The following is a 20,496-nucleotide window of genomic DNA, read 5'->3' on the forward strand; positions in this document are numbered from 1 at the left end:
AAAGGTAGCCGATCATTATATTGAGCTGCTGCTGAACAACCCTGATTTTCCGTTGTTTATGGTAAATGAAATATTTGCCGGGAGTGATGAACTGTTTAAGGGAAACCGGAAAAATGCGATTTTTAATTCTCACTTCTTTCAGCAATTAAATGCACTGCAAAAAGAAGGTAAACTATCCATTAACCCCTTGCACCTGATGATGAACCTCATCGGATTTGTAGTGATGCCTTTCCTCGCCAGGCCGCTGCTGGAAAGGAACAAGATCGTAAAGTCGGGAGAGTTTAAAGCCATGATGGAAGAAAGAAGAAAGCTGATCCCGATGTGGATGAAAGGGATGATGAAGTAATATTTTTTTGCCCGAAAATTGAACAACTTTTCAAAACAATTATTCAAACTGAATATTGCACCATGAACTTATTCAAAGCAATGTGCTGCTGTTTATTATTCGGTGTGTTACACGAAAAGGCGGTGTCGCAGGTTCTGACGATTGAGGAATGCTTTACCCTGGCACGGCAAAACTATCCGCTGATCAAACAATACGACCTGATTGTGCGCAGCAGCAAATACTCGGTGGAAAATGCCGGCAAGTTATACCTGCCGCAATTCAATGTAACCGGACAAGCCAGCTACCAGTCCCAAACCATTGATTTTGCCGCGGTATTCCCGCCCATCCCCGGCCTCAACCCGCCGGTGCTCAGCAAGGACCAGTATAAAATACAGGCCGAAATCACCCAACAGATCTACGATGGCGGCGTCACCAAATACCAGAAAGAAAGCAGTAAAGCCAATGAAGAGATTCAACAACAGCAACTGGAAGTAAATCTCTATGCCATCAAAGACCGGATCACACAATTATACTTTGCTGTGCTGCTGATGGAAGCACAGCTGAAACAAAACCGGCTCAGAAAAGCAGACCTGCAAAGCGCCGCGGATAAAGCGCAGGCAGCCCTGGCCAATGGTGTGGCTTACCGCAGTAACGTAGATGAACTCAAAGCAGAAATAGTGAATACCGATATGGCCAGCACCGAATTCAGTGCTAACCGTACCGCCTATATGAAAATGCTGGCCGTGTTTATTAACCAGCCACTCTCCGACAGTACCACCCTCACCTACCCCGCACCGGTAGTACCACAGGAAGGTATTCACCGGCCGGAACTTACTTACTATGATATACAGAAAAAAGCATTTGATGTGCAGGAAAAACAACTGAAGTCGAACTATCTACCTAAACTCAATGCCTTCCTGCAGGGCGCCTATGGCCGCCCGACCCTGAACTTTATAGACAATGACTTTGGCCCCTGGTGGATGGGCGGTATACGCCTGAACTGGTCGATCGGAAGTTTGTATACCTTAAAAAACAACCGGCAGCAACTGGATATCAACCGGCAAAACCTCGATATCAATAAAGAAACCTTCCTGTTTAATACCAACCTGAGTTTGCAACAACAAAACCAGGACGTCAGCAAATATGCGGCGTTAATGGAGCAGGACGATGAGGCCATTACACTACGATCATCGGTACGAAAATCGGCACAGGCGCAGCTCGACAACGGCGTGATTACCGTACATGAATATATTTCACAACTCAACGCCGAGAATCTGGCCAAACAATCGCGGATACTGCATAGCATACAATTATTACAGGCGCAATACAATTATAAAAACACTTCCGGGAACTGATTAATTATTGCATATGAAATACAACATAATAATAGGTCTGGCTGCTGTGATGTTGATGAATGCCTGCGGCAACGGCAAACCCGCCTATGATGCCTCCGGCAATTTTGAAGCAGATGAAGTCATTGTATCGGCACAACAAACCGGTTTACTGCTCGACTTTTCCGTGAAGGAAGGCGATAAATTAACAGCCGGACAAACCGTCGGACAAATTGATGTGGCCATCCCTACGCTGCAAAAGGAACAGATACAGGCTTCTATCAATGCACTGAAAGAAAAAACCCATGATCCCGTTCCGCAAACAGAACTGGTAAAACGGCAGCTGCTGGTGCAGGAAGCCCAGCTGGAACAGCAATACCGGGAAAGAAAAAGAACCGAGAACCTGGTAAAAAGTGACGCTGCCACGCAGAAACAACTGGACGATATCAATGCGCTCATTGAACAACTGGAGCGGCAACTGGCCGTAACGCGGCAGCAAATAAGACTGAACGACTCCAATACGTCCACACAAAACAGGACCATCCTCGCCGAAAAAGCACCGCTGGAGAAATCACTCGCGCAATATGCAGAACAGATTTCCAAAGGGCAAATCATCAATCCAATCAGTGGCGTGGTGCTATCGCGATACGCACTGAAAGGAGAAATGGCGGCCACCGGCAAGGCGTTATATAAGATTGCCAACATCGATACACTGTACCTGAAAGCTTATATCACCGGCGATAAACTACCTGCTATTAAGCTGGGTCAAACCGTACAGGCGCGTATAGATCAGGGAGAAAAAAACTATAAATCATATACCGGTGAAATCACCTGGATATCTGATAAATCGGAGTTTACACCGAAAACCATTCAGACCAAAAATGAGCGGGCCAATCTTGTGTATGCTATTAAGGTAAGGGTGAGAAATGACGGTTACCTGAAAATAGGGATGTATGGTGAAATGCTGATTAACACCGAAAAGAAATGAGTGCTGTAATACTGGATCATATTACAAAGACTTACGACAACGGTAAGGTACTGGCAGTAGATGATGTATCGCTGCAGGTGGCCGAAGGCGAGCTGTTTGGGCTGATAGGACCGGATGGCGCGGGCAAGACTTCCCTCTTCCGCATCCTCACCACACTGTTGCTGGCAGACAAAGGCACTGCTACCGTGAGGGGCTATGACTGTGTGAAAGACTATAAACAGATTCGTAGCAGGATAGGCTATATGCCGGGCAAATTCTCCCTATACCAGGACCTTACGGTAAAAGAAAATCTGGATTTTTTCGCCACGCTTTTTGGGAGCAGCATTGAAGAAAATTATGAGCTGATCAAAGACATTTACGAACAGATCAAGCCTTTCAATGACCGCCGTGCCGGCAAACTCTCCGGTGGTATGAAACAAAAGCTGGCACTCTGTTGCGCCCTGATCCACAAACCGGAAGTGTTGTTTCTCGATGAACCCACCACCGGCGTGGATGTAGTATCACGTAAGGAGTTTTGGGAGATGTTGAAAAATCTGAAGCGTCAGGGTATTACGATCGTGGTATCTACCCCTTACATGGACGAAGCCATGCTCTGCGAAAGAATTGCGTTGATACAGGGCGGCAAAATTATGTCGGTGGATACGCCGGATCATATTATTGCGCAATTCCCGGTGAAGCTCTATGCCATCAAGGCCGATAATATATACCAGTTGCTCACGGAACTGAGAAGTGAGCCGACCATTGATAGTAGCTATGCTTTCGGTGAATACATTCATATTACGCTGCGGAATGATGCAGCGGATATTGAGGAGATCCGGCAGCACATGGAAACGAAAGGGCATACACATGTGGAAGCAAAATTGATTCGTCCCAGTATAGAAGATAGTTTCATCCGGTTAATGAACCAGGCTTAAATCATGTTGCCATGGAAGAAAAAGTGATCATCTGCAAGGACCTGACCAAACGATTTGGTGATTTTTATGCCGTTAATAAAATTTCTTTTTCCGTTAACAAGGGGGAGATATTTGGTTTCCTGGGGGCTAACGGTGCCGGCAAAACGACGGCCATGCGAATCCTTTGCGGCCTCTCCCACCCGACGTCCGGAGAAGCGATGGTAGCGGGTTTTGATGTATATAAACAACCGGAATCCATCAAGAAGAATATCGGTTATATGAGTCAGAAATTTTCTCTCTATGAAAATCTGACGGTGCTGGAAAACATAGAATTTTTTGGTGGCGTATATGGCGTGCCGGCAGCGGAAATAAAGAAACGAAGCGATCAACTGGTACAGCAACTGGGACTTACCGCAGAAGCGAAAAAATTCGTGGGGGCGCTGCCGTTAGGCTGGAAACAGAAACTGGCCTTTTCGGTGGCGATTTTTCACCGGCCCAAAATAGTATTCCTGGATGAACCCACCGGCGGCGTAGATCCCGTTACCCGTCGACAGTTCTGGGATATGATCTATGAAGCAGCAGCATCGGGCATTACCATCTTCGTAACCACACACTATATGGATGAAGCAGAATATTGTAACCGGGTGACCATTATGGTAGATGGAAAAGTAGAAGCACTGGATTCTCCTGCCAATCTCAAAGCGCAGTTCAAGGCAGATAATATGGATGAAGTTTTTTATCAGCTGGCCCGTGGCGCCAAAAGATCCGGCGATTAAAATAATTTTATGAAACAGTTCTTCGCATTTATCAGGAAAGAATTTTTCCATGTCTTCCGCGACAGGCGGACCTTGCTCATCATGTTTGGCTTGCCGGTGGCCCAGATTGTGCTGTTTGGCTTTGCGCTGACCAGCGAGGTAAAAGATATTACGCTTACCATTGTAGATAATTCGAGAGATGTAAATACACAACAGCTGATCGGTAAAATAAAATCATCTTCCTATTTTGTCGTAGAGGAATCGACCATCGACTATAACGCCATCAGGGATTCCTTTAAGAAAGGCACCGCCAAATGTGCGTTGATTTTCCCGGCGCATTTTGGCGATGACCTGCAACATGTGGGGAAAGCGCAAATACAGATCATTACAGACGGTTCTGATCCTAACACAGCGAAAACAGTAGTAAACTATATCACCGCCATCACCACCGCTTACCAGCAGGAAATCAGTCCCACAGCACACCTGCCTTATATGATTATCCCGGAAGCAAGGATGTTGTATAATGAAGAAGGCAATGGCTCGCTTAACTTTATTCCCGGGGTAATGGCGCTGGTGCTGATGATTGTATGTACTGCGCTCACCTCTGTATCTGTGGTGCGGGAAAAAGAGCTGGGCACCATGGAAATATTACTGGTATCGCCTTTCAAACCACTCATGGTATTAATAGCCAAAGCCATTCCCTACCTGATTTTATCGCTGGCTAATTTCATCCTGATCCTGGTATTGGCCGTATTTGTATTGAACGTGGGTATTAAGGGCAGTATCCTGTTACTCTTCCTGGAAAGTATGTTGTTTATCATTACCTGCTTATCGCTTGGGTTGCTGATCTCCAATGCCACCGACTCTCAGCAAACCGCGTTGTTGATTTCCATGATGGGGATGATGATTCCGACCATGATTTTTACAGGATTTATGTTTCCGCTGGAGAATATGCCGAAGGTATTCCAGATCATTTCCCATATCGTTCCTTCCCGCTGGTATTTCCTGATAGTAAAGGCAGTAATGCTGAAGGGGCTTGGGTTTGAATATGTATGGAAAGAAACGTTGGTACTGTTGGGCATGACCGCGCTGGCATTGACGATTGCGCTGAGAAACTTTAAAACCCGGCTATCATGAAAGTGTTGCGTTATATTCTAAAGAAAGAGTTTAAGCAGATTTTCCGGGATAAAACTATTCTGGCCATGATGTTTGCTTTGCCGACCATACAGTTAATCATTCTCCCGCTGGCCATGAATTTTGATGTGAAGAATGTGAAGCTGGCAGTGGTGGATAATGACCACAGTCCTTATTCCCGGCAGCTGATTGCCAAAATATCTTCTTCTGGTTATTTCAGGATAGTGGCGGCAGAATCCTCTTTTAAAGCGGCATTAAAATATATAGAAAGAGAAAAAGCGGATCTCGTATTGGAAATACCGGCTGGTTTTGAAAGTAACCTGGTAAAGGAAGGCACGCAAAAATTAGGCGTTTCCGTAGACGCTATTAACGGCACCAAAGCAGCTATTGGTGGTGGTTACCTGCAAACGGTGATCATCGACTACAATAAAGAAATTCCTATTAATGCCGGCAGTGCTCCCCCTGCCGGTGTGATTGACATCACGTATTCCAACTGGTTTAACCCGTTGGCCGAATACCGTTTCTATGTAGTCCCGGCCGTAATGGTGTTGTTGCTCACACTGATCGGCGGTTTTATGTCGGCCCTGAATATTGTGCGGGAAAAAGAAGTCGGCACTATTGAACAGATCAACGTGACACCGATTCAGAAATGGGAGTTCATACTAGGTAAGTTGATTCCTTTCTGGGTAGTGGGTATGATTGTATTTACATTAGGACTAGCGGTAGCGTGGGTGGTATATGGCATCTGGCCGGTGGGTAGTTTTGCTACGCTGTACCTGTTTGCCGCCATTTACCTCGTAGCGTTGCTTGGATTTGGCTTGCTGATTTCCACCTATACCAGCAACCAGTTGCAGGCTATGTTTGTGGCGTTCTTTTTTATCATGATTTTTATGTTGATGAGTGGCCTTTTCACCTCGGTAGATAGTATGCCTGCCTGGGCCAAAGTAATCGCCAATTTAACGCCGGTGACGCATTTTATTAAGGTGATGCGGATGATTGTGCTGAAAGGCAGCGGGTTTGCGGATGTGCAACTGGAGTTTTTATACCTGGTGATATTTGCGGCGGTGTTGAATGGCTGGGCGATTTTGAATTACAGGAAGACGAGTTGATTTTTTGACATCAGGATGTTTCTTTTTTCAAAAATTTTGTGCCTTCATTTTTTTCATTATCTTCACCTACGAAAATATTCGTACACTTCCCGTTGCAATACGGGCAGTACTTTTATCAGCTAAAACCCAACAATGAAAAAAGCCCTTTTATCAATCCCGGTATCTCTGTATTTTGTGTTGTCGTCCTGTTCCCATCCGACGGCTAATGTTCATATAGGCGGTGGCGTTAGTGCCTTTGTACAAGATTCCGTTGCCTTTAACAAGGAGTTTGGAAATGAGATGATGATCTGTAATTTCAGTTTTAATGGCCTGAATGATTCCCGCGACATGTTTGATCCCTCTCCTGTTACCGATGCCCACTCTGCCAGATTTTCGAAGCTGATGGCGCATACGAAAAAGGAAGATCTGACGATGGCGATTATTACTACATCTACGTTGACAGACAGCGTGGCTATAAAAGGCTTTGCTGACAAAGTGGTGGCATATATTAAGAAAGATTCCTTATTTACCGGCTTTAAAAAATACACGGTGAATATTGCTCCGGATGGTGCGCCGGTGGCTACGTACACTTATTAATCGCTATTAAATTATATAAAAAGTGGCTGTTGTGGGGACTTTCCCGGGACGGCCACTTTTTTTTATGCCCCGGAAGGCGCGCTCATAGCAGCAGCGACGGCGTTACGGTATTCCTTCTCCCGAAGGGGAAATGAACCACCAAACACATTATATTAATACAAACTATATATCTCCACTTTCCGGTCTCCTCCTGGTTTTGCTGACAGGTACTACCGGGCGGCACCTCCGCTGACCATCGCCCAAAATAAAACAACGACCAAGTCTTCTTCCAAAAAATTACATACTACTGACTATCAGTCCAATACATAGTAAAATAGGCTCAAACGCTTGCTCCTGCTGCTTCTTCACTACTATTTCCCGGGTATCCTTAGAAAAAATATTGAAATAAAATAGATTTTATGAATAAATTTGAACAATCAAGTAGCTACTTTTAAAATTTTAAAAAATGAGCAATAAACCCGCTACCTTATTTGACAAAGTATGGGATTCGCATGTTGTCAGGAAAATTGAAGATGGTCCGGATGTATTTTTTATCGACCGCCACTTTATTCACGAAGTAACCAGCCCGGTGGCATTTCTGGGTATGGAAAAACGCGGATTGAAAGTGATGTTTGCTGAGAAGACTTTTGCCACGGCCGATCACAACACGCCAACGATCAACCAGCATTTACCGGTACAGGACCCGCTTTCCGCCAATCAGCTGAAGGCACTGGAAACCAATTCCAACAAATATGGCATCTCCCACTGGGGATTAGGCAATCCCAAGAATGGTATTGTGCACGTAGTAGGTCCGGAAAACGGTATTACCTTACCAGGTATGACCATCGTTTGCGGTGACTCTCACACCTCCACCCATGGTGCTTTTGGCGCCATAGCATTTGGTATCGGTACCTCTGAAGTAGAGATGGTACTGTCTTCCCAGTGTATTATGCAGCCGAAGCCCAAGAAAATGCGCATTAACGTAACCGGCAAGCTGGGTAAGGGTATTACACCAAAAGACGTTACGCTTTATATTATATCCAGGCTTACTGCAGCCGGTGCTACCGGTTACTTTGTAGAATATGCCGGTGATGTGTTTGAAAACATGAGCATGGAAGGTCGTATGACCGTTTGCAACATGAGTATTGAAATGGGCGCCCGTGGCGGTATCATTGCACCAGACGAAACCACTTTTAATTATATCAAAGGACGTGAGAAAGCGCCTAAAGGAGAAGCATGGGATAAAGCCCTCGCTTACTGGAAAACGCTGAAAACAGAAGAAGGTGCAGCCTTTGACATGGAATATACCTACGATGCAGCTGACATCGAACCGATGATTACCTACGGTACCAATCCGGGTATGGGTATGGGTATTACCAAACATATTCCTGCTGCACTGGCGGGTGACAGCAAATCCAGCTACGAAAAATCACTGCAGTACATGGGCTTCCATGAGGAAGACGCGATGCTGGGTAAAAAAGTAGACTACGTATTCATAGGCAGCTGTACCAACGGACGTATCGAAGATTTCCGTGCATTTGCCTCTATTGTAAAAGGAAGAAAGAAAGCGGAGCATGTGACCGCCTGGATCGTTCCCGGTTCACATATCGTAGAACAACAAATCAAAGAAGAAGGTATCCTGGACATACTGACAGAAGCAGGTTTTGAGCTGCGTCAGCCCGGATGTTCTGCTTGTCTGGCGATGAACGACGACAAAGTACCTGCCGGCAAATACGCGGTAAGTACCAGCAACCGTAACTTTGAAGGCAGACAGGGACCCGGCTCCAGAACCATGCTGGCCAGTCCGCTCGTAGCAGCAGCAGCAGCGGTTACCGGTGTAGTCACTGATCCGAGAGAGCTGATTGCTTAATCTTTCTTTTTCTAACAACAACAATCACGATACAACTCAAAAAATGGCTTACGATAAATTCACAATATTGAGGAGTTCCGCAGTTCCCATGCCGATTGAAAATGTGGACACGGACCAGATCATTCCCGCACGTTTTTTAAAAGCCACAGAGCGTACAGGTTTCGGTGATAACCTGTTCCGCGACTGGCGCTATGAAACAGATGGTACCCCGAAAAAAGATTTCGTTTTAAACAATCCTATCTACTCCGGTAAAATCCTGGTAGGTGGTAAAAACTTCGGTAGCGGCAGTAGCCGTGAACACGCCGCCTGGGCGATCTACGACTATGGATTCCGTTGCGTAGTATCCAGCTTCTTTGCCGATATCTTCAAAAATAACTCTTTGAACGTAGGCTTATTACCGGTACAGGTAAGCCCGGAGTTCCTGGACAAAATTTTCACGGCCATTGAAGCAGATCCCAAAGCAGAAGTGGAAATTAACCTGGAAGCACAAACGATCACTATTCCTTCCACCGGAGCCAGCGAATCTTTTGTCATCAACAGCTACAAAAAGCTGAACATGATGAATGGCTATGATGATATTGATTACTTACAGGCCATGAAAGACGAAATAAAATTGTTCGCTGACAAGAGTCTGTACTAAAATTCCATAAAACGATTATGCCAGTGACCCAGCGCCACGTTGAAATAATGGACACCACACTCCGCGATGGTGAACAAACCAGCGGTGTTTCTTTTTCACCCTCTGAGAAGTTAACCATTGCACAACTTTTACTGACAGAAGTAAAAGTTGACAGGATTGAAATTGCCTCAGCCCGTGTTTCTGACGGTGAATTTGCGGCAGTTCAGGCAATTACCCAATGGGCAAAGGAAAATGGTTTTTTAAATAAAGTAGAGGTATTAACCTTTGTTGATGGCGATGTATCCGTGCAATGGATGTTGCAGGCCGGCGCCACAGTAATGAACCTGCTCACCAAAGGCTCGCTGAATCATTTAACCCACCAGTTAAAGAAAACACCAGCGGAGCATTTTGCAGAAGTAGCAGCCGTTATCAAGCTGGCCAATGAAAAAGGACTGGCCTGTAATGTATACCTGGAAGACTGGAGCAATGGTATGCGCCACTCCCGGGAATACGTTTTCCAGTACCTCGATTTCCTGCAACACCAGCCAATAAAACGGGTGATGTTACCGGATACCTTAGGCGTACTCACACCGGATGAAGTGAAAGAATTTGTGTCTTCCATTGTGACGCGCTATCCGGACGTCCACTTCGATTTCCACGCGCACAATGATTACGACCTGGGCACCGCCAACGTACTGGAAGGTGTAAAAGCAGGCGCCCACGGCATTCATCTCACTATTAACGGGATGGGAGAAAGAGCAGGTAATGCTTCGCTCGCCAGCGCCATCGCAGTACTGCACGACTTCTTACCTTCCGTGAAAACATCCGTGGTAGAAACCTCGCTGTATACGGTCAGCAAACTGGTAGAAACATTTTCCGGCTTCCGCATAGCGGTCAACAAACCCATTGTAGGCGAAAATGTATTTACCCAAACTGCCGGTATTCATGCAGATGGTGATAAAAAGAATAAGCTCTACTTCAGTGACCTGATGCCCGAACGTTTTGGCCGTCAGCGTAAATATGCACTGGGTAAAACCAGCGGCAAAGCCAATATAGAAAACAACCTGCAACAGCTGGGCATCAAACTGTCGGACCCCGATCTGAAAAAGGTAACGCAGCGTATCATTGAACTGGGCGACCGGAAAGAAGTGTTAACGCAGGCAGACTTACCCTATATCATTTCGGATGTACTGGACAGCAACCGTATTCAGGAGCACGTGATCTTAGAAAACTATGTACTCACCCACTCCAAAAATATGAACCCTTCTGTGACCATCCGGATTTCTATTAACGGCGAAATCTTTGAGGAGCATTCACAGGGCGACGGACAATACGATGCGTTCATGAATGCGCTGAAAAAGGTATATGCGCAACTAAAGGTGGAACTCCCGCCACTGGCCGATTACGCCGTACGTATTCCGCCCGGTGGTAAAAGTGACGCCTTGTGCGAAACCATCATTACCTGGGTCCGGAATGAAAAAGAATTCAAGACCAGGGGCCTGGATAGCGACCAAACCGTATCTGCTATCAAGGCAACACTGAAAATGCTGAACTTAATTTAAACGTATCCAACAATAACTGAATGGCCACCAAACATATATTAATCGTTCCCGGTGATGGAATCGGACAAGAAGTAACCGCAGTCGGAAAAAAAGTACTGGATAAAATCGCCGCGAAATTCGGACATACCTTCACCTATGACGAAGCACTGATCGGACACGTAGCCATTGAAGCTACCGGCAATCCTTTACCGGATGAGTCGCTGGAGAAAATGAGAAACTCCGATGCCGTATTATTCGGCGCCGTAGGTCATCCTAAATACGACAACGATCCTTCTGCCAAAGTAAGACCAGAACAGGGTTTGCTGAAAATGCGCAAAGAACTGGGCCTGTACGCTAACCTCCGTCCTATTAAATTATTCGACGAATTACTCGGTGCTTCCAGCATTAAACCTGAAATATTAAAAGGCGCTGATATCCTGTTCTTCCGTGAGTTGACCGGTGATATTTATTTTGGAGAGAAAGGAAGAAAAAACAATGGCGATACCGCATACGATGTAGCAGAATACAGTCGTTATGAAGTAGAACGTATTGCCCGCAAAGCTTTTGAAGCCGCCAGAACCCGGAGAAAAAAGCTGTGTTCTGTTGATAAAGCCAATGTCATCGAAACCTCCCGTCTCTGGAGAGAAGTAGTACAAAAGGTAGCCCTTGAATATCCTGACATTGAAGTAGAACATCAGTTTGTGGATGCTACTGCTATGTTGCTGATAAAAGATCCGCGTCGTTTTGATGTGGTAGTAACCGCCAACCTGTTTGGTGATATCCTGACCGATGAAGCCTCTCAGATAGCCGGTTCTATGGGTATGCTGGCCTCCGCCTCTATCGGCGATGGTACCGGCGTATACGAGCCTATTCATGGCTCTGCACACGACATCACCGGCAAGGGTGTAGCCAATCCATTGGCTTCTATCCTGTCTGCCGCCCTGCTGCTGGATATTTCCTTTGGCATGAAAGCAGAATCAGAAGAAGTGATCAGCGCAGTAGATAAAGTACTGAAAGCTGGTTTCCGTACCAGAGATATCGCTGACGCACAAACGCCGGCAGATAAAGTGCTTGGAACAGAAGCAATGGGTGCAGAAGTGTTGAAGTTTTTATAAGGAGTAATATTTTAGAAGAACGGGATGTAAGGGTTGAACCTTACATCCCGTTTTTGTTTTTAGAAGGATGCCTCTTTTCAGAAGACACCCTCCCTTGTCTATAAGCACCCAAATTTTACGGCAGCGTAGTCAGATTAACCGTAGGGGTAAGACCGTTAGCTGTCCGCGTAAAGCTGGTGTTATAATTTACGTAGTTCGCAAAGAAACCACCATTCTTCAGATAGAATGCGCCGGTACCGGCATCAATACCACCTGCATAATCCCGGCGCTGATCATTGGAAGCAGTAGCATCAGCGGTATAGTAGCCACCGGTAAGCTCTACCCAGGTACCTGTAGTAGATCGTACCCATTGGTTATTAATTAATACCCTTCTTCCGTAATAACCATTGTTGTCATTAAAGTTTTCCAGGAAAGAATAAGCACCGGTGTAGTAGCTCACGGTATTCGGTCTTTTCCAGGTAGCCAGGAAGCGCCATGCGCCTGTTTCGGGCGTATAGATCCAGGAAGAATAATCTGTACCTCCTGTGCCATCAGGGAGAATATGCGTCAGGAATTTATAGGTTGTTCCGGCCTGCCAGTTGAAGAGCAGGTAGCTTTGTCCGCCGGTACCTTCGCCGCCGAAAGCATTGTCTACTACGTTTGGACCTTTTCTTACCAGCGTGGTAGTACCTACCGATGGATCCCAAACAGAAAACAATACCCTTCTTTCCGTAGCACTGTTTACCTGGATGCCGAAATAACCGCCGTCGAAGCCATTGCTCATAAAGTAGGAGCCGATTTTATCTTCTCCGGTGGGTACGGTTAACTCGTTGTAAAACCATTCTGCCGTAGTGCCGGAAGGAATGGTAAAGCTCATGTGTACCGAAGGACCCCGCCGTGACCAGTAGTAGTTGGCGGGGTCGTTGGCGTATACCACGTTGTTGGCCGTAGCGGCGCCACTGATAACGATATGAGACACATCGCCGAAATAGCTACCTGTTTTGGTAACACCCTGCACGTCTACTTTTACATAGCCCGCGGCAGTGATGTTTACAGATCCGATGCTATACGTCGTATAGGCGTTGCCGGTAACTGTTTTAGTAAAAGCAGTACCATTCACCGTTACCTTGATATTACTGGTACCGGAGGGCACTTTCATTTTAACAGACACGTTCAATGTACCGGTGAGGGCGAGCCTGAAATAAGTGCTGGTAATGGCGCTCGCGCTGGTCCAGTTGCCAAGACCATTGCTGGTGATCACTTCTGCCCCACCCGTTGCCGCGGTAGTGACGAAGCCGTTTCCGGCCAGCGGCACCTCATAACTGGAAGCGGCGGGAACGGACAAGGGGCTGACAAGTCCTGCTACATTGGCGGCAGGCGTTGTTTCTTTTAGGTTTTTACTACAGGAAAAAAGTGAAAGCGTGGCTACGGCAAATGCATACCACATACGGGGATTGATTTTCATTGTCAATGGGTTTAATGAATGTTGGATAGACAAAGAATGCTTATAGACAAGATTTTACCTACATGGGAAAGCGGTTTATAAAGACAGCGGTTTTTTCATGTTCACGGCACGATGCCTCGTTCAGAATTTGGTTGTTTGCTCACGTTCACTTTACTTATATCAAGATAAGTATTTTATTTTATAACTTATTTAAATTTCCTGATCATTGAAAAAGCAAGCTATTTCTGTTTGACGTAATTGCCCCGCTAATTGTCTTAATTGCACCTGTCCGAATTTACTTTTCCACTGTAAGTTTGTATCGTCATCTAAAAACAACATACTATGAATCCGGAAGTAACCCAGTATATAGACAAATTACCGCCCTGGCAAAAAGAAGCGGCTACAACACTTCGTAAAATGATCCTTAAAACGATTCCTGATGCCGAAGAGCGGCTTCAATACGGCAAGCCGCACTATCTGAAGCACGGGCACTATGCAGCGGTGATTTCAGCTGCAAAAGATAAACTATCTTTTATGCTCTTTAACGCTACGGAGCTGGCAGAAATAAAAGGTTATTTCAAATCGATGTCAGCGCCTGACCGCAAAACAGCTACTATTACAGAAGGCCTCACAGTAGATTATAAACAGCTGGGAGATTTTCTCAAACAAGCCAGTAAATCACTTTAAAATAAAGCCACCATGAGAAAGATAGTTTCCTTTATGCACGTGTCGCTGGACGGCTTTGCGGCCGGTCCTAACGGAGAAATGAACTGGATCCATGTAGACCCTGAGATCTTTGACTATGCTGCTGAGCGGACCAATGCGGCAGATACGGCTCTCTATGGCCGTGTTACCTATGATATGATGGATGCTTATTGGCCTACCGCACCGGATCAACCCAATGCCAGTAAACATGATATTGAACACGGCGCCTGGTATAAACAGGTAGAAAAGGTGATCATCTCAAAAAGTATGGAAGGCCAAAAAAGAGATAAAACCACTATCATTGGTCATGACATTGACAAACAGGTACGTGAGCTGAAGAATGGCGCCGGTAGAGAAATCATTATATTTGGGAGTCCCCGCGCCACACAAACGCTGATGGAGTATCAGCTCGTAGATGAATTCTGGTTATTTGTGAACCCGATATTACTGGGAGAAGGCATGCCCTTGTTCAAAAATATTAAAACCCCGGTATCGTTGAAGTTGCTGAAAAGCACTGCATTCGCGGGTTCAGGGGTAGTGTGTTTGCATTATGAAAAGATAAAGTAAAAGTACATCCGCGTAAAAGCGACTAACAGGGAATGTTCGCCCTCTTAGTCGCTTTTATTATTTGCCAGGGTCGCCTTCTTCTTACAGTGCTTCCGGGAAGATTGAATGCTGATTTTCAAAAAATACTTACATTAGTCTTCTTAACTCATGTAATGAAACTACTTTCTTTCTTCTTCCTGCTGCTCGCATTTCAAAGCATACACGCACAGGATAACCGAACCATTTCCATCACGCTGGATAAAGCCACCGCCAAATACTTTACCACAGACCCTATCATCCGGGCACAGGTAGATAGCGCCTTCCAAATAGCCACCGCCGTATTCAACTCCGCTGAATTTCAGAAAGAAATAGGCAACATGACTTTTCACTGCAAAAGCTATTGCACCGGCCGCGCTAAAATAGATACCAACAGTGCAGGAAGGATATCAGGCAAAACAGTGCTGGATACGTTATTTAAAGAACGCAGCCTGAAAATAGGATTTGAGTTAAAGCAGAAGGATGGTCCACTGGGACTCACCACGCCCGGGGCATTCACTACTACCGCCTGGTATGAGCCCATCCAGGAAAGCATGCCGGAATTCCACTCTTTTGCTTATGCGTTAGCCGTTAGTTTATGTCATGAATACACGCTCCGGGCGGGCTTTTGCCGCCTATATTGCGTAGGCGGTTGGCTTTGCAATCCAAAAAAGAGACTGAATGAAAAAAATAATAAACCCGATGAAAGATTCATTGGTGAAGACGTGACGTATAAAGTGAAGTGGGCCGTTTATTACCTGTTGATGGACTGGAAAAAAAATGGGATAGATCCGTTTAAAGGGAGATAAAAAATGCTGAAAGGAGCAGACTCCTTTCAGCACCATGACTATTCTTCTCTGGTAATAACTTCCTCTTCAACTACCACTGCTACCGCTTTCAACTCCTGGGCTTTCATTTTCCGATCATATTGCTTCTTTAAAAATCTCATGATAAACGGAATAACGGGTAAGAGCGTACGACTCATGCTATGATAAGGTAATAATAACCCTATAATGAACACCGCTATAAAAACAGCAGGAACTGTTAGCGCTCTCTTTTGCTGATACCGCACAAAGAGAGCATTGTCCAGTCCTTCGCTCAGTTGACGCCCCGGGTTGCTGATATATCTCCATAAAACTACAATCATACCGCCAGACAACGTGACATTCAGGGTGTAAATCAAAAAGGGACTAATGAAATTTGTGCCGGCATATTCGCTGTCCAGCGCTGTACTGAATGGGAACAATACAATAGAAAGCAAATAGAGCAAATTAAGCCATACCAGGGCCGGGGTATAGTTCACCAGATAGCTCATTAGCTGATGATGCACCGTCCAATACAAGCCGATAAAGAAAAAGCTGACAAAGAAACCGAGGAACTTGGGCGTTAGCTCCAGGTAAGCATCTATCACCTGCGCCGTGGTGTACTCCGGCAGTAAGTGAGGGATCTTTATTTCAATAATCAGCAAAGTAATAGCAATGGCAAATACAGCATCGCTAAAGAGAATTAAGCGTTCAATCTGAAAGCCTGTTTTGGAGTGGGACATAAGGTAGCTACAGTTTAGGTTGATAGTTGGTGTTGGCTAAAAATACAATATATTTATACTCATTCCTATACTTGTTATCCTGATGAATAAAATCACGCCAGCACTACAAATCCCATTTTTTCAACTCATGAACGAGGAAATCAGCATTCGTGACTTTGAAAAATGGGTGTATAATAATACAGCACTGGAAGAAGCCATGGGTAGCGAAGCTTACATAGAACTGGCATCCATCAACTTCAATAATAAATATGCGACGGATGAAGTACTGTCGCAGGCTGACGAATTCCTTGACTATGCAGCGTTTGAGCAGCATAAATTAATGCTTCTCCTTCAGCATCTTATCCAAAAAAATGGAGACTTCGAAAGTTTATTGCTAGCCACCTACCAACAATACTGTTGGGGGTATAAATTTATGATTCATCTCGGGATAGATTATGGCCTGAACTTTATTGAAGGATGGATTCCCGAAGCGGAAAAAAGTAACAGGATCAACGAAATATATCCGGAAGTAAAACGACGGGCAGAACAGGTAATCAACTGGTTAAACAGTGGTGCTATTGTATTAACAGGCAAAGATTATCAATATATTGATAACCGCTACCTGCAGGCAGGTCAATTTATTTAGCCTCAAAACGCCTACGCCTATACGATCCCTAAATGCGTCATCACATTATTAACGATCCGGTCGCACCTGATGAGATGGAATGGGAACACCAGGTCGTTTTTATAGTAGTCTGATATCTTACCACGCAGTATCAGCTTGGCCCTCAATAGGCGTACTTTCACATTGACAGTGGAAATATTCAGCACCTGGCTCGTTTCAATAGTACTCAGCTGCTCAATTTCGCGCATCACAAATACCAGCCGGTATTTTTCAGGTACCTGCAGCAATGCCTGCTCTAACGCAGTCCCCAGTTCTTTATTAATTACTTTGTCCACAGGAGATTCTTTTACTTCGGTGATGTTGACCGAATGATGATCATCTAATACGGATATATCCTCCCTCACCACTTTCTTTCTTTTCTTTAGCTGCTGACTACACTCATTAATCAATATTCTCTTTAACCAGGTGCTAAAGGCAGCGTCTTGTCTGAAACTGCTCAAATGCTGGTAGGCGGCGATATAGGTGGTTTGCATGGCATCTTCCACATCTGCGTCATTATTCAGGATAGACATTCCTAACCTGAACAGACTGGTATTATGCCGGCGCATCAGCTGCTCAAACGCTCTTTTCTCCCCTGCCAGAATTTTGTTAATAATCTCGTTGTCAATATCTGCTGCTGTTAACGAAAGTGGGCTCATGAATAGTTATTGGATGATCAATTCGCAGAAAAGTTACAAAAAAAACGCACTTTTTTGTAACCCCGGTTCATTTTTTACACTCTAATAGGCAAAGTACATAGCCGGGGAAATAAAAACCGCCCCCCATAGTACCTTTTAACCCATCATGTGTATACTATTATTAACCGTTAAAAACCGTGATTGTAGATGAACAGGAGTAGAATTATCAACCTGCAGGGGATCAAAATGCCAACATTAACGCACGAGCGTATACAGGAATTAAAGCAAACACCAAAAGGCAAACTTATTACAGGAATGGAGATCGACTCCTTTCCCGGATTACTGAAGGTAATGGAGTCCTCTCTGCTGGAGCAACTCTCCCGGTACGATCTTATGAAACAAAGCGGGCAGGATAGCACTAAACGAAAACTATTATTAATGGAAATGTTGGATGATCACCTGTATTGGGAATTTGCTTATCATGTGATGTTTCTTAAATGGCGGGAGCAGAAAGTGAATAAGGCGTCTTAAAGGGGCAGACCTGCTTAGCAGACCTGCCCTTGTATTTGTTTATTGTTTCAATTTTGAAATTTCTTCCTGCTGGGCATCCACTTTTTTATTCAGCTGAATGATATAGAGTGTCAGCTCTTCTACTTTCTTTAATAATAAACGGTTCATCTCTCCCAGGTCCTGACCATCCGCCAATACCTCTTTTTCAGCAGGTATTTCCGGGAGATGTTTATTCACACTGATAAACTGCTCCAACGATTGTAAGGAAGGCAGGGCGTAATTATCCGAGAATACATAATCCGGCCATGCACTGTATACTTTCACTTTTATCTGGGTAAATATACCGGAACCATTTACTGCGAGTTTGTAGCCTTTGGTATCGGTGGTGCCAATACCAACACTTCCATTGGCTTTTACCATTAGCAGGTTCTGACCATAGTTATTCACCGCCAATACATTGTTGTTTACCAATGGAGCTGCTACCCTATTCCGTCCGTCAAGGATCACGGCCGCCATTCCAGCATCTCCAACAGTCGGAACTACATCCTCCGCATCGCCTTCCAGATATAACCCAAATGGGCGACCCGGTGTATATGCACGACCAGTAATGACCGGGATAAAATTGTTCGCGGCACCAATCCCATTACTGATAGTCAGCCTACCATCTCCACCAGAAGTGTCTATCTGTGAAAACCTTGCCAATAAAGTACCAGAAGGAGCCGCCACGTGCAATCTTGCCCCAGGTAACGCTGTCCCAATCCCGACATTTCCCAGATTGTTAATCCTCATTCTTTCTGTAAGGTCTGACTGCAGTGAGCCCGGGGAAGTGTGAAACACCAGGTCCATTCCCTGGATCAGCGCACTATTTGCATTATACCTGTTTATCCTTTCGGCCCGGATCCTCGCGCCTATCTGATCCGGCGTCATATCCCGCCAGGTATAAAAATCAATATTATAAGCGCCTGCTACCCCACCTAATGGAATATTTGTTTTACCAGCTTCTCCGGCTCGTCCAATACTGATAGCCGATACCGTGTCTAATGACGACATTCCAATTTGTAGTTTGGCCTTGGGACTGGGGGCCTCAATACCGACATTACCGGTTCCGGGAAATACATTCGCCTGGGCAAAACAAAAATGTGTCAGCAACAAACATCCCGACAGGATAAAATATTTCAGGAGGTTAACCACCTTCAAAGGTTTGAACATAAAAATCATAGTATATAAGAGATTAAAAAATAAAATTTCAGTGTAGAAAAAAATAAAAAGTTAACAAGGCTATCTCCGTCAGCATATATGGCTGCCGCAAAAATACGTCAAACCAGGCCTTATGTGGCTACATATTAGTTGTATTTATTGTTACATGGAATGTCTGCCGTTTAAATATATTTGTAACTAAATGTAATACATGGAGAATTACAGCATCGTCATCTTTATTCTGGCTATCATGATTGTGCTGTCGGCCGTGGCAGACAAGATAAGACTACCCTACCCGGTACTCCTGATCTCTGCTGGTATTGGCATTGGCTTTATTCCGGCGCTGCCCAACATTGCGCTAAACCCGGAAGTGGTGTTCCTGTTATTCCTCCCGCCGTTGTTATACGATGCTGCATTTAATATCTCCCCGGAAGAATTCAGAACCAATTTTAACACCATCGGCACACTGGCCATTGGGCTTGTTTTTATTACCGCCGGTGCTATTGCGGTAGCTGCACACTATTTAATACCGGGCATGAGCTGGCCCCTGTCCTTTGTTTTGGGCGCTATCCTATCGGCTACAGATGCCGTAGCTGCCATGAGCATTACCAAGGGCCTTGGCTTATCACATAAAACCATTACCATCCTGGAAGGGGAAAGTCTGATCAACGACGCCTCTGCGCTGGTGACCTATCACTTTGCTATTGCCGCCGCTATGGGAACGGCGTTCGTGTTATGGAAAGCCTCTTTGGAGTTCATCGTCCTCATGGCAGGAGGTGTGCTGGTGGGGCTCGCCGTGAGCAAGGTGTTGGGGGTGATCCTGAAAATGGTTCGTAAAAACGATATGGTCACCATCAGTTTTATGCTGCTGATGCCCTTCGTTACTTATTTGCTGGCAGAAGAACTACATGTATCAGGGGTGATAGCGGTAGTAGTACTTGGTCTGATGATCGGCAGACTAAGCACTAAAGTTTTTCCGGAGAAGTTAAAGCAGCAGTCCAGATCCATCTGGGATAT

The 20,496-nt window shown here is 45.2% G+C and carries 21 protein-coding genes and 1 pseudogene; 18 read left to right on the forward strand and 4 right to left on the reverse strand.

What is annotated here, in order from left to right; translation table 11 throughout:
• From VIP81_RS32445 to leuB, 12 genes and pseudogenes are all read left to right on the forward strand, one after another.
• Positions 1 to 346, forward strand: a pseudogene (locus tag VIP81_RS32445) (TetR/AcrR family transcriptional regulator); the annotation flags it as partial.
• Positions 347 to 408: 62 nt separating this feature from the next.
• Positions 409 to 1,680, forward strand: a complete 1,272-nt coding sequence (locus tag VIP81_RS32450) for a TolC family protein (RefSeq protein WP_331972051.1) — start codon at positions 409 to 411, stop codon at positions 1,678 to 1,680.
• A gap of 13 nt (positions 1,681 to 1,693) precedes the next feature.
• Positions 1,694 to 2,644, forward strand: a complete 951-nt coding sequence (locus tag VIP81_RS32455; RefSeq protein WP_331972054.1) for an HlyD family secretion protein — start codon at positions 1,694 to 1,696, stop codon at positions 2,642 to 2,644.
• A complete protein-coding gene (locus tag VIP81_RS32460) occupies positions 2,641 to 3,558 on the forward strand; it encodes an ABC transporter ATP-binding protein (RefSeq protein WP_331972056.1) in 918 nt (305 codons plus the stop codon). Before VIP81_RS32455 ends, VIP81_RS32460 begins: the two co-directional genes overlap by 4 nt.
• A gap of 11 nt (positions 3,559 to 3,569) precedes the next feature.
• A complete protein-coding gene (locus tag VIP81_RS32465; RefSeq protein ID WP_331972059.1) occupies positions 3,570 to 4,313 on the forward strand; it encodes an ABC transporter ATP-binding protein in 744 nt (247 codons plus the stop codon).
• A 9-nt stretch (positions 4,314 to 4,322) separates the two neighbouring features.
• Positions 4,323 to 5,429: an ABC transporter permease gene (locus tag VIP81_RS32470; protein ID WP_331972061.1), complete on the forward strand. Its 1,107-nt coding sequence runs from the start codon at positions 4,323 to 4,325 to the stop codon at positions 5,427 to 5,429.
• Positions 5,426 to 6,535 (forward strand): ABC transporter permease, encoded by a 1,110-nt coding sequence (locus tag VIP81_RS32475; protein ID WP_331972064.1) that lies wholly within the window; start codon positions 5,426 to 5,428, stop codon positions 6,533 to 6,535. Before VIP81_RS32470 ends, VIP81_RS32475 begins: the two co-directional genes overlap by 4 nt.
• Positions 6,536 to 6,667: 132 nt before the next feature.
• Positions 6,668 to 7,111, forward strand: coding sequence for a hypothetical protein (locus VIP81_RS32480; RefSeq protein ID WP_331972069.1), 444 nt, complete (start codon positions 6,668 to 6,670; stop codon positions 7,109 to 7,111).
• Positions 7,112 to 7,556: 445 nt separating this feature from the next.
• Positions 7,557 to 8,960 (forward strand): 3-isopropylmalate dehydratase large subunit, encoded by a 1,404-nt coding sequence (gene leuC, locus VIP81_RS32485; RefSeq protein WP_331972071.1) that lies wholly within the window; start codon positions 7,557 to 7,559, stop codon positions 8,958 to 8,960.
• 43 nt (positions 8,961 to 9,003) lie between these two features.
• Entirely contained in the window at positions 9,004 to 9,600 is a 597-nt protein-coding gene (leuD, locus tag VIP81_RS32490) for a 3-isopropylmalate dehydratase small subunit (RefSeq protein WP_331972073.1), read from the forward strand.
• Positions 9,601 to 9,617: 17 nt separating this feature from the next.
• Positions 9,618 to 11,141, forward strand: a complete 1,524-nt coding sequence (locus VIP81_RS32495; protein WP_331972076.1) for an alpha-isopropylmalate synthase regulatory domain-containing protein — start codon at positions 9,618 to 9,620, stop codon at positions 11,139 to 11,141.
• A gap of 20 nt (positions 11,142 to 11,161) precedes the next feature.
• Positions 11,162 to 12,235 carry a 3-isopropylmalate dehydrogenase gene (gene leuB / locus VIP81_RS32500; RefSeq protein WP_331972079.1) on the forward strand — a complete coding sequence of 358 codons (1,074 nt, stop codon included), beginning with the start codon at positions 11,162 to 11,164 and terminating at the stop codon, positions 12,233 to 12,235.
• Positions 12,236 to 12,350: 115 nt separating this feature from the next.
• On the opposite strand, the gene VIP81_RS32505 is transcribed toward leuB, so the two are convergent.
• Entirely contained in the window at positions 12,351 to 13,679 is a 1,329-nt protein-coding gene (locus tag VIP81_RS32505) for a DUF3472 domain-containing protein (protein ID WP_331972082.1), read from the reverse strand.
• A 321-nt stretch (positions 13,680 to 14,000) separates the two neighbouring features.
• Between VIP81_RS32505 and VIP81_RS32510 the strand changes: the two genes are divergently transcribed.
• The 3 genes from VIP81_RS32510 (at position 14,001) to VIP81_RS32520 (ending at position 15,754) form a co-directional block, all read left to right on the forward strand.
• Positions 14,001 to 14,345: a DUF1801 domain-containing protein gene (locus tag VIP81_RS32510; RefSeq protein WP_331972085.1), complete on the forward strand. Its 345-nt coding sequence runs from the start codon at positions 14,001 to 14,003 to the stop codon at positions 14,343 to 14,345.
• A gap of 12 nt (positions 14,346 to 14,357) precedes the next feature.
• Positions 14,358 to 14,930, forward strand: coding sequence for a dihydrofolate reductase family protein (locus tag VIP81_RS32515; protein WP_331972088.1), 573 nt, complete (start codon positions 14,358 to 14,360; stop codon positions 14,928 to 14,930).
• A 152-nt stretch (positions 14,931 to 15,082) separates the two neighbouring features.
• Complete coding sequence (locus tag VIP81_RS32520) at positions 15,083 to 15,754, forward strand: hypothetical protein (protein WP_331972091.1); 672 nt, start codon at positions 15,083 to 15,085, stop codon at positions 15,752 to 15,754.
• 38 nt (positions 15,755 to 15,792) lie between these two features.
• On the opposite strand, the gene VIP81_RS32525 is transcribed toward VIP81_RS32520, so the two are convergent.
• Positions 15,793 to 16,491, reverse strand: coding sequence for a TMEM175 family protein (locus VIP81_RS32525; RefSeq protein WP_331972094.1), 699 nt, complete (start codon positions 16,489 to 16,491; stop codon positions 15,793 to 15,795).
• Positions 16,492 to 16,618: 127 nt separating this feature from the next.
• On the opposite strand from VIP81_RS32525, the gene VIP81_RS32530 reads away from it, so the two are divergent.
• A complete protein-coding gene (locus VIP81_RS32530) occupies positions 16,619 to 17,116 on the forward strand; it encodes a hypothetical protein (RefSeq protein ID WP_331972097.1) in 498 nt (165 codons plus the stop codon).
• A 17-nt stretch (positions 17,117 to 17,133) separates the two neighbouring features.
• Here VIP81_RS32530 and VIP81_RS32535 read toward each other — a convergent pair whose 3' ends face one another.
• Positions 17,134 to 17,793, reverse strand: coding sequence for an RNA polymerase sigma factor (locus VIP81_RS32535; protein ID WP_331972100.1), 660 nt, complete (start codon positions 17,791 to 17,793; stop codon positions 17,134 to 17,136).
• 186 nt (positions 17,794 to 17,979) lie between these two features.
• Here VIP81_RS32535 and VIP81_RS32540 point away from each other — a divergent pair, with 186 nt between their 5' ends.
• Positions 17,980 to 18,303 carry a hypothetical protein gene (locus tag VIP81_RS32540; protein ID WP_331972103.1) on the forward strand — a complete coding sequence of 108 codons (324 nt, stop codon included), beginning with the start codon at positions 17,980 to 17,982 and terminating at the stop codon, positions 18,301 to 18,303.
• 39 nt (positions 18,304 to 18,342) lie between these two features.
• Here the strand turns inward: VIP81_RS32540 and VIP81_RS32545 are convergent, their stop codons facing one another.
• Positions 18,343 to 19,491 (reverse strand): hypothetical protein, encoded by a 1,149-nt coding sequence (locus VIP81_RS32545; protein ID WP_331972107.1) that lies wholly within the window; start codon positions 19,489 to 19,491, stop codon positions 18,343 to 18,345.
• Positions 19,492 to 19,690: 199 nt separating this feature from the next.
• On the opposite strand from VIP81_RS32545, the gene VIP81_RS32550 reads away from it, so the two are divergent.
• Positions 19,691 to 20,496, forward strand: an 806-nt coding sequence (locus VIP81_RS32550) for a cation:proton antiporter (RefSeq protein WP_331972110.1), incomplete at its 3' end; no start/stop codon positions are given.

It is taken from the genome of Chitinophaga sp. (assembly GCF_036566945.1).
Lineage (GTDB): Bacteria > Bacteroidota > Bacteroidia > Chitinophagales > Chitinophagaceae > Chitinophaga.

Excerpts from the sequence above, each read along its gene's own strand:
- VIP81_RS32450 (WP_331972051.1), top strand. The coding sequence starts at position 409 with ATGAACTTATTCAAAGCAATGTGCTGCTGTTTATTATTCGGTGTGTTA.
- VIP81_RS32455 (WP_331972054.1), top strand. The coding sequence starts at position 1,694 with ATGAAATACAACATAATAATAGGTCTGGCTGCTGTGATGTTGATGAAT.
- VIP81_RS32460 (WP_331972056.1), top strand. The coding sequence starts at position 2,641 with ATGAGTGCTGTAATACTGGATCATATTACAAAGACTTACGACAACGGT.
- VIP81_RS32465 (WP_331972059.1), top strand. The coding sequence starts at position 3,570 with ATGGAAGAAAAAGTGATCATCTGCAAGGACCTGACCAAACGATTTGGT.
- VIP81_RS32470 (WP_331972061.1), top strand. The coding sequence starts at position 4,323 with ATGAAACAGTTCTTCGCATTTATCAGGAAAGAATTTTTCCATGTCTTC.
- VIP81_RS32475 (WP_331972064.1), top strand. The coding sequence starts at position 5,426 with ATGAAAGTGTTGCGTTATATTCTAAAGAAAGAGTTTAAGCAGATTTTC.
- VIP81_RS32480 (WP_331972069.1), top strand. The coding sequence starts at position 6,668 with ATGAAAAAAGCCCTTTTATCAATCCCGGTATCTCTGTATTTTGTGTTG.
- leuC (WP_331972071.1), top strand. The coding sequence starts at position 7,557 with ATGAGCAATAAACCCGCTACCTTATTTGACAAAGTATGGGATTCGCAT.
- leuD (WP_331972073.1), top strand. The coding sequence starts at position 9,004 with ATGGCTTACGATAAATTCACAATATTGAGGAGTTCCGCAGTTCCCATG.
- VIP81_RS32495 (WP_331972076.1), top strand. The coding sequence starts at position 9,618 with ATGCCAGTGACCCAGCGCCACGTTGAAATAATGGACACCACACTCCGC.
- leuB (WP_331972079.1), top strand. The coding sequence starts at position 11,162 with ATGGCCACCAAACATATATTAATCGTTCCCGGTGATGGAATCGGACAA.
- VIP81_RS32505 (WP_331972082.1), bottom strand. The coding sequence starts at position 13,679 with ATGAAAATCAATCCCCGTATGTGGTATGCATTTGCCGTAGCCACGCTT.
- VIP81_RS32510 (WP_331972085.1), top strand. The coding sequence starts at position 14,001 with ATGAATCCGGAAGTAACCCAGTATATAGACAAATTACCGCCCTGGCAA.
- VIP81_RS32515 (WP_331972088.1), top strand. The coding sequence starts at position 14,358 with ATGAGAAAGATAGTTTCCTTTATGCACGTGTCGCTGGACGGCTTTGCG.
- VIP81_RS32520 (WP_331972091.1), top strand. The coding sequence starts at position 15,083 with ATGAAACTACTTTCTTTCTTCTTCCTGCTGCTCGCATTTCAAAGCATA.
- VIP81_RS32525 (WP_331972094.1), bottom strand. The coding sequence starts at position 16,491 with ATGTCCCACTCCAAAACAGGCTTTCAGATTGAACGCTTAATTCTCTTT.
- VIP81_RS32530 (WP_331972097.1), top strand. The coding sequence starts at position 16,619 with ATGAACGAGGAAATCAGCATTCGTGACTTTGAAAAATGGGTGTATAAT.
- VIP81_RS32535 (WP_331972100.1), bottom strand. The coding sequence starts at position 17,793 with ATGAGCCCACTTTCGTTAACAGCAGCAGATATTGACAACGAGATTATT.
- VIP81_RS32540 (WP_331972103.1), top strand. The coding sequence starts at position 17,980 with ATGAACAGGAGTAGAATTATCAACCTGCAGGGGATCAAAATGCCAACA.
- VIP81_RS32545 (WP_331972107.1), bottom strand. The coding sequence starts at position 19,491 with ATGTTCAAACCTTTGAAGGTGGTTAACCTCCTGAAATATTTTATCCTG.